The following is a 5,128-nucleotide window of genomic DNA, read 5'->3' as shown; positions in this document are numbered from 1 at the left end:
ATGGTAGTTTTTTTATTTCACTTCAAGTACAATAAAACAATACATACGTACATACAGGCGGGAAAAAATATGAACGAAAAATTAATTGAGAAAATGATTATAAAAAGTTTTCAGCAATATCAATGCAGTCCAATATCAAAAGAAGATCAGGAAATGCTAGTGAAACATATTCAAACGGTGACTCATTCAAATATTGAAATTGATTTATACGAGGAGATTGAGGATATTGTTTATGATTATGTGACTGGAAAACAATAAAAATAGGAGATTTCCATGTGGAAATCTCCTATTTTTTACTTAATGATTTACCTGCTACACGTTCAAATAAACCTGGGAATAAAGCATAAAGTTTCGGGCCAATTCCCATCCACTTCGGTAAGTTCACTTCACGTTTTTTCGTGTGCATCGACTTTACGATTTGTTCTGCTACGTATGTTGGTTTTAACATGTAACGTCCCATATTCTTTACATATGTACCAGATTGATCCGCTATTTCAAAAAAGTTTGTATCTATCGGACCTGGATTAATTGCTGTAACATAAATATCTGTATTCGCTAATTCCATGCGTAAACTATTCGTAAATCCTAATACAGCATGTTTCGTTGCTGCATACGCACTTGATTTCGGAGTTGCAATTTTTCCGGCAAGGGAAGCAATATTAATAATATGTCCTTCGTTCTTGTTTACCATATAAGGTAGTACCGCTTTCGTACATGCTACTAATCCAAATACATTTACTTGGAACATATCTTTCACTTCATCCATTGACGCATCTTCAAACGTTTTAAAAATACCAAATCCCGCATTGTTTACTAATATATCAATACGTCCCACTTCTTGTAATACCTTTGAAAAAACAGACTGTACTTCCATCTCTTCACTTACATCTAATACATAATAATAGCAAGGCGTATTATAAGTTTCTTTAATTTTGTCTACTAACGCTTGTAGTTTCTCTTCTGTTCGAGCCATTAATACTGGAGTCGCTCCCTGTGCTGCAACTTGCATTGCAACTTGCTCACCAATCCCACTAGAAGCACCTGTAATGACGATTACTTTATTTTGTAAACGTCCTGTCATTGCTGTCACCTACTTTGCATAATAAATCAATTGTTGCGATGACTCATCAATCATCACTTGTTGATTATATGCTAAATAGTCCAATTGTCCAACCGTTTCTGAAATAGTAAGTGGTAATTGTTCTTTATATAATACCGGAAATAGTTTTACACATACTTCAAATGCTGTCATTGGTTTTTCCTTTAATAACTCAAGCACTTTAAAAGCACGTGTTTCTTGCTTTTGTAATCTCGTTTCAATAAGTTGTTTCACATTTAGAACATCTTCCCCATGCCCTGATAAAATACGTGAAATATTCATTTCGCTTAAACGCTGTAATGTTTGATTATATTGTAGTAATGGGCGTGCCCGTTCTGTTTGCCCTTCATATGGTGGTTCTAGTATTGGATTCGAAGAAATATGACTGATGAGAGCATCTCCACCAATTAATATTCCATCAGATTCTCTATATAAAGAAATATGAGTAGAAGCATGACCTGGTGTTTCAAGTACTATAAATCCAGGCAAAGAATCAATACGATCTCCTTCTCTCACAGTATGCGTTAACGATCTATTACAAGAATATTTAAGTGTCCTCGTCGTCAATAACGACTCGTCTTTCAAAAATGCTGCTGGCACACCAAACTGTAAGGCCGTCTCTCTAAAAAATTCATGATACCGCTTTAAAAATTCTGGATTTTGTGTGATCCAAGGCTCATTCCAAGGATGTCCAATAATATTCGTCTTCTCAGAAAATATATTTAAAAGTCCACAATGATCTGCATGATGATGCGTAATGACTACTGTTTCAATATCTTCTAGCGTATGTCCTAATGCACCTAATTGACTTTCTAACGCATTCCTTGCCTCTTCTGTATTCGTCCCTGTATCAATTAATGTTAATGTCTCCCCCTCAACTAAAAACACATTCACAGTTTCCACTGCAAATGGTACAGGAATCTCCATTCGGTGAATCGCCGTCATGCTTAGCCCCCCTGTCTCTTTCCGGTTCAAAAATGAATACTTCTTCAGTTTACAACTTCTATATATATTTGTCATTATTTTCAGATAAAAAGAGGTGTTTCCTATAAAAAAACGAATGTATGTACATTTATAAGAATTTCTAACCAAAATTAAAGGAGGAACATCATGTCTATTCAAAACATTTCCTTTCTCGGTGCAGGCTCCATTGCCGAAGCTATTATTGGTGGCTTGTTACATGCAAATGTTGTTAAAGGTGAACAAATTACTGTAAGTAATCGTTCTAACGAGACAAGATTACAAGAGCTACATAAAAAATACGGTGTCAAAGGTACTCATAATAAAAAAGAATTGCTTACTGATGCAAATATTCTTTTTCTAGCAATGAAACCAAAGGATGTTGCAGAGGCGCTTACCCCTTTTAAAGAATACATAAATAATAACGTGCTTATTATTTCATTACTAGCAGGTGTTTCTACTGACTCAATTAGAAAACTACTTCAAAAAGACGTTCCAATTATTCGTGCAATGCCAAATACATCCGCAGCCATTTTAAAATCAGCTACCGCTATCTCCCCTTCAAAACATGCAACAGCGGAACATATTCGCATTGCAACATCTTTATTTGAAACGATTGGTCTCGTCTCTGTTGTAGAAGAAGAAGATATGCATGCTGTCACTGCATTATCCGGAAGTGGACCTGCTTATATTTATTACGTAGTGGAAGCTATGGAAGAAGCTGCAACAAAAATTGGTTTAAAAGAAGATGTTGCAAAATCACTTATTCTTCAAACGATGATTGGTGCTGCTGAAATGTTAAAAGCAAGTGACAAACACCCTTCTATTTTGCGAAAGGAAATTACTTCTCCTGGTGGAACTACCGAGGCAGGTATTGAAGTATTACAAGAACATAAATTTCAACAAGCACTTGTTTCTTGTATTACACAGGCAACGAAACGATCACATAATCTTGGAAAAACATTAGAACAACTAACAAAAGAAAAATAGAAAAAGGAGCTCAAGTTTATTTGAGCTCCCTTTTCTATAATTACACTTAGTTATTGTTCTTCCCAAAAATCTCTTCTTGCAGGCGACGACCAGTCGGCGTTGCTGCAAGTCCACCTTCTGCTGTTTCACGAAGTGCTACTGGCATCGTTTGTCCGATTCTAAACATTGCCTCAATTACTTCATCACATGGAATTGTACTCGTTACACCAGCTAATGCTAAATCTGCTGAGATCATCGCATTTGCAGCTCCTGCAGCATTACGTTTTACACAAGGTACTTCTACAAGTCCTGCAACAGGATCACACACTAAACCAAGCATGTTCTTTAATGAAATTGCCATCGCTGTAGCTGCTTGATCTTGTGTTCCACCAGCCATCTCAACTGCAGCTGCAGCCGCCATTCCACTTGCTGAACCAACTTCAGCTTGGCATCCTCCTGCCGCACCAGAAATACAAGCGTTATTCGCAACAACCATACCGAAAGCTCCTGCTGTAAATAAGAATTCAATCATTTCTTCACGTGTAGGCTGCAATTTTTCTCTTAGTGCAAATAATACACCTGGCACTGTTCCAGCAGACCCTGCTGTTGGTGTTGCACAAATAATTCCCATCGCTGCGTTTACTTCATTTGTTGCCACAGCTTTGCTTACTGCATCCAAAATCGTATCTCCAGATAAGCCTTTTCCACTCTTCATATACGCTTGAACTTTTACAGCATCTCCACCAGTTAAACCAGTTGGTGATTTCACGCCGCGAATACCACGTTCTACTGCTTGCTCCATCACTACTAAGTTCTTTTCCATACCAGCAATTACTTCTTCACGTGAAATACTTCTTGTTTCCATTTCACATTGAATCATAATTTCTGCGATTTTTACATTTTGTTCTTTAGCTTGCGCCACTAGTTCCGCTGCGTTCCGAAACATGGTGTGTCCCCCCTGCAATTATTCCATAATAGTTACTTGACAAATATTTTGTTGCGCTTTTATTTCTTCAATTACTTCATCTGCTAATAATTCATCTGTTTCGATGACCATAAGCGCTCTTCTTCCTTTTTCTTTACGAGATACACTCATTGTACTAATGTTAATCTCATGTTTCGCAAGGATTGAAGCTACCGCTGCAATAGCACCGAAGCGATCGTTATTTACAATAAGTAGTGCTGGGCTCGTGCCTGATAATTGAAGATCGAATCCGTTTAATTCTACAACTTCAATTTTACCGCCACCAATTGAGCAAGCAACAACTTCAATTTCATCTTCACCTTTATACAAACGAATTCTCGCTGTATTTGGATGAGGTGCATTGGCATCTTCTTCAATGAATTCCACTTCAATTTCGCGCTCTTTTGCTATTTCTAGCGCCTCTGGAATACGTAAGTCATCTGTTTCAAATCCTAATATTCCACCGATTAGTGCTACATCCGTACCATGCCCTCGATACGTCTTTGCAAATGATCCATATAACGAAATGCTTACTCTTTCTGGTTCATGACGAAACAGCTGGCGAGCAACTTGCCCCATTCTTGCCGCGCCTGCTGTATGTGAACTTGATGGTCCAATCATAACTGGACCGATAATATCAAATACTGAGCGATACTTCATCATAACTCCCCCTAAACCTCTATGAAAAAAATTTATTCTACTATTCTATTAAGCTGCTACATCTGTCGCTTTTCCAGTTGTACCACGAATTTGTTCTGCTATACGAATTGGATAGTTTTTGAATAAAAGTAATCCAATATAACCTGAAATAATACCAGTTATCATAATACATAAGAATCTTAGCATTATTTTCATTTAAAAATGATACAAGATAATCCACAATAAAGTCTGGTAGCAATCCAAAGTTTAACACAGAAGCCATTGCAAGCATAGCATAAACAAGTGATATAACCATTGCTAATGCAACTAAATTTGCACCTGCTATTCCGCCTAGACTACCTGCTGATGTTCTGAACTCTTTTAAAGAGTGGTGTACCAATTAAATCTCCACCACCTTATTAATAAAAAGCTTCTACTAAGGAACTTGCAATAGATACACTCGCTAATCATATCGTTTAGCTAAAAAGTGAAAAAGA

Annotated in this window: 6 protein-coding genes; 2 read left to right on the top strand and 4 right to left on the bottom strand. The window is 37.0% G+C overall.

The genetic code is table 11. The features are described from left to right. Positions 1-69 precede the first annotated feature (69 nt). On the top strand, positions 70-258 hold the full coding sequence (locus ACQGS6_RS22615; RefSeq protein ID WP_001003222.1) for a YqzH family protein: 189 nt from the start codon (positions 70-72) through the stop codon (positions 256-258). A gap of 28 nt (positions 259-286) precedes the next feature. On the opposite strand, the gene ACQGS6_RS22610 is transcribed toward ACQGS6_RS22615, so the two are convergent. Both ACQGS6_RS22610 and ACQGS6_RS22605 read right to left on the bottom strand, forming a co-directional pair. Next, positions 287-1,081: an SDR family NAD(P)-dependent oxidoreductase gene (locus tag ACQGS6_RS22610; RefSeq protein WP_000147791.1), complete on the bottom strand. Its 795-nt coding sequence runs from the start codon at positions 1,079-1,081 to the stop codon at positions 287-289. Between the two features lie 9 nt (positions 1,082-1,090). Further along, the gene (locus ACQGS6_RS22605; RefSeq protein ID WP_000125122.1) at positions 1,091-2,044 is read right to left on the bottom strand and encodes an MBL fold metallo-hydrolase; all 954 of its coding nucleotides are present in this window, start codon (positions 2,042-2,044) and stop codon (positions 1,091-1,093) included. Positions 2,045-2,209: 165 nt separating this feature from the next. On the opposite strand from ACQGS6_RS22605, the gene proI reads away from it, so the two are divergent. Continuing rightward, positions 2,210-3,049: a pyrroline-5-carboxylate reductase ProI gene (gene proI, locus ACQGS6_RS22600; protein WP_070184373.1), complete on the top strand. Its 840-nt coding sequence runs from the start codon at positions 2,210-2,212 to the stop codon at positions 3,047-3,049. A gap of 46 nt (positions 3,050-3,095) precedes the next feature. On the opposite strand, the gene sdaAA is transcribed toward proI, so the two are convergent. Together sdaAA and sdaAB are read right to left on the bottom strand one after the other, a co-directional pair. Next, positions 3,096-3,974: an L-serine ammonia-lyase, iron-sulfur-dependent, subunit alpha gene (gene sdaAA / locus ACQGS6_RS22595; protein ID WP_000489461.1), complete on the bottom strand. Its 879-nt coding sequence runs from the start codon at positions 3,972-3,974 to the stop codon at positions 3,096-3,098. Between the two features lie 18 nt (positions 3,975-3,992). Beyond that, positions 3,993-4,652 carry an L-serine ammonia-lyase, iron-sulfur-dependent subunit beta gene (gene sdaAB, locus ACQGS6_RS22590; RefSeq protein WP_000877445.1) on the bottom strand — a complete coding sequence of 220 codons (660 nt, stop codon included), beginning with the start codon at positions 4,650-4,652 and terminating at the stop codon, positions 3,993-3,995. Positions 4,653-5,128: the final 476 nt, after the last annotated feature.

This window comes from Bacillus sp. GMs2/2 (assembly GCF_050172095.1).
GTDB classification, from domain to species: domain Bacteria; phylum Bacillota; class Bacilli; order Bacillales; family Bacillaceae_G; genus Bacillus_A; species Bacillus_A cereus.
This window is presented reverse-complemented; position numbering and strand designations above follow the sequence as displayed.

Coding starts and splice junctions, on each gene's coding strand:
- ACQGS6_RS22615 (WP_001003222.1), top strand. CDS start 70: ATGAACGAAAAATTAATTGAGAAAATGATTATAAAAAGTTTTCAGCAA.
- ACQGS6_RS22610 (WP_000147791.1), bottom strand. CDS start 1,081: ATGACAGGACGTTTACAAAATAAAGTAATCGTCATTACAGGTGCTTCT.
- ACQGS6_RS22605 (WP_000125122.1), bottom strand. CDS start 2,044: ATGACGGCGATTCACCGAATGGAGATTCCTGTACCATTTGCAGTGGAA.
- proI (WP_070184373.1), top strand. CDS start 2,210: ATGTCTATTCAAAACATTTCCTTTCTCGGTGCAGGCTCCATTGCCGAA.
- sdaAA (WP_000489461.1), bottom strand. CDS start 3,974: ATGTTTCGGAACGCAGCGGAACTAGTGGCGCAAGCTAAAGAACAAAAT.
- sdaAB (WP_000877445.1), bottom strand. CDS start 4,652: ATGAAGTATCGCTCAGTATTTGATATTATCGGTCCAGTTATGATTGGA.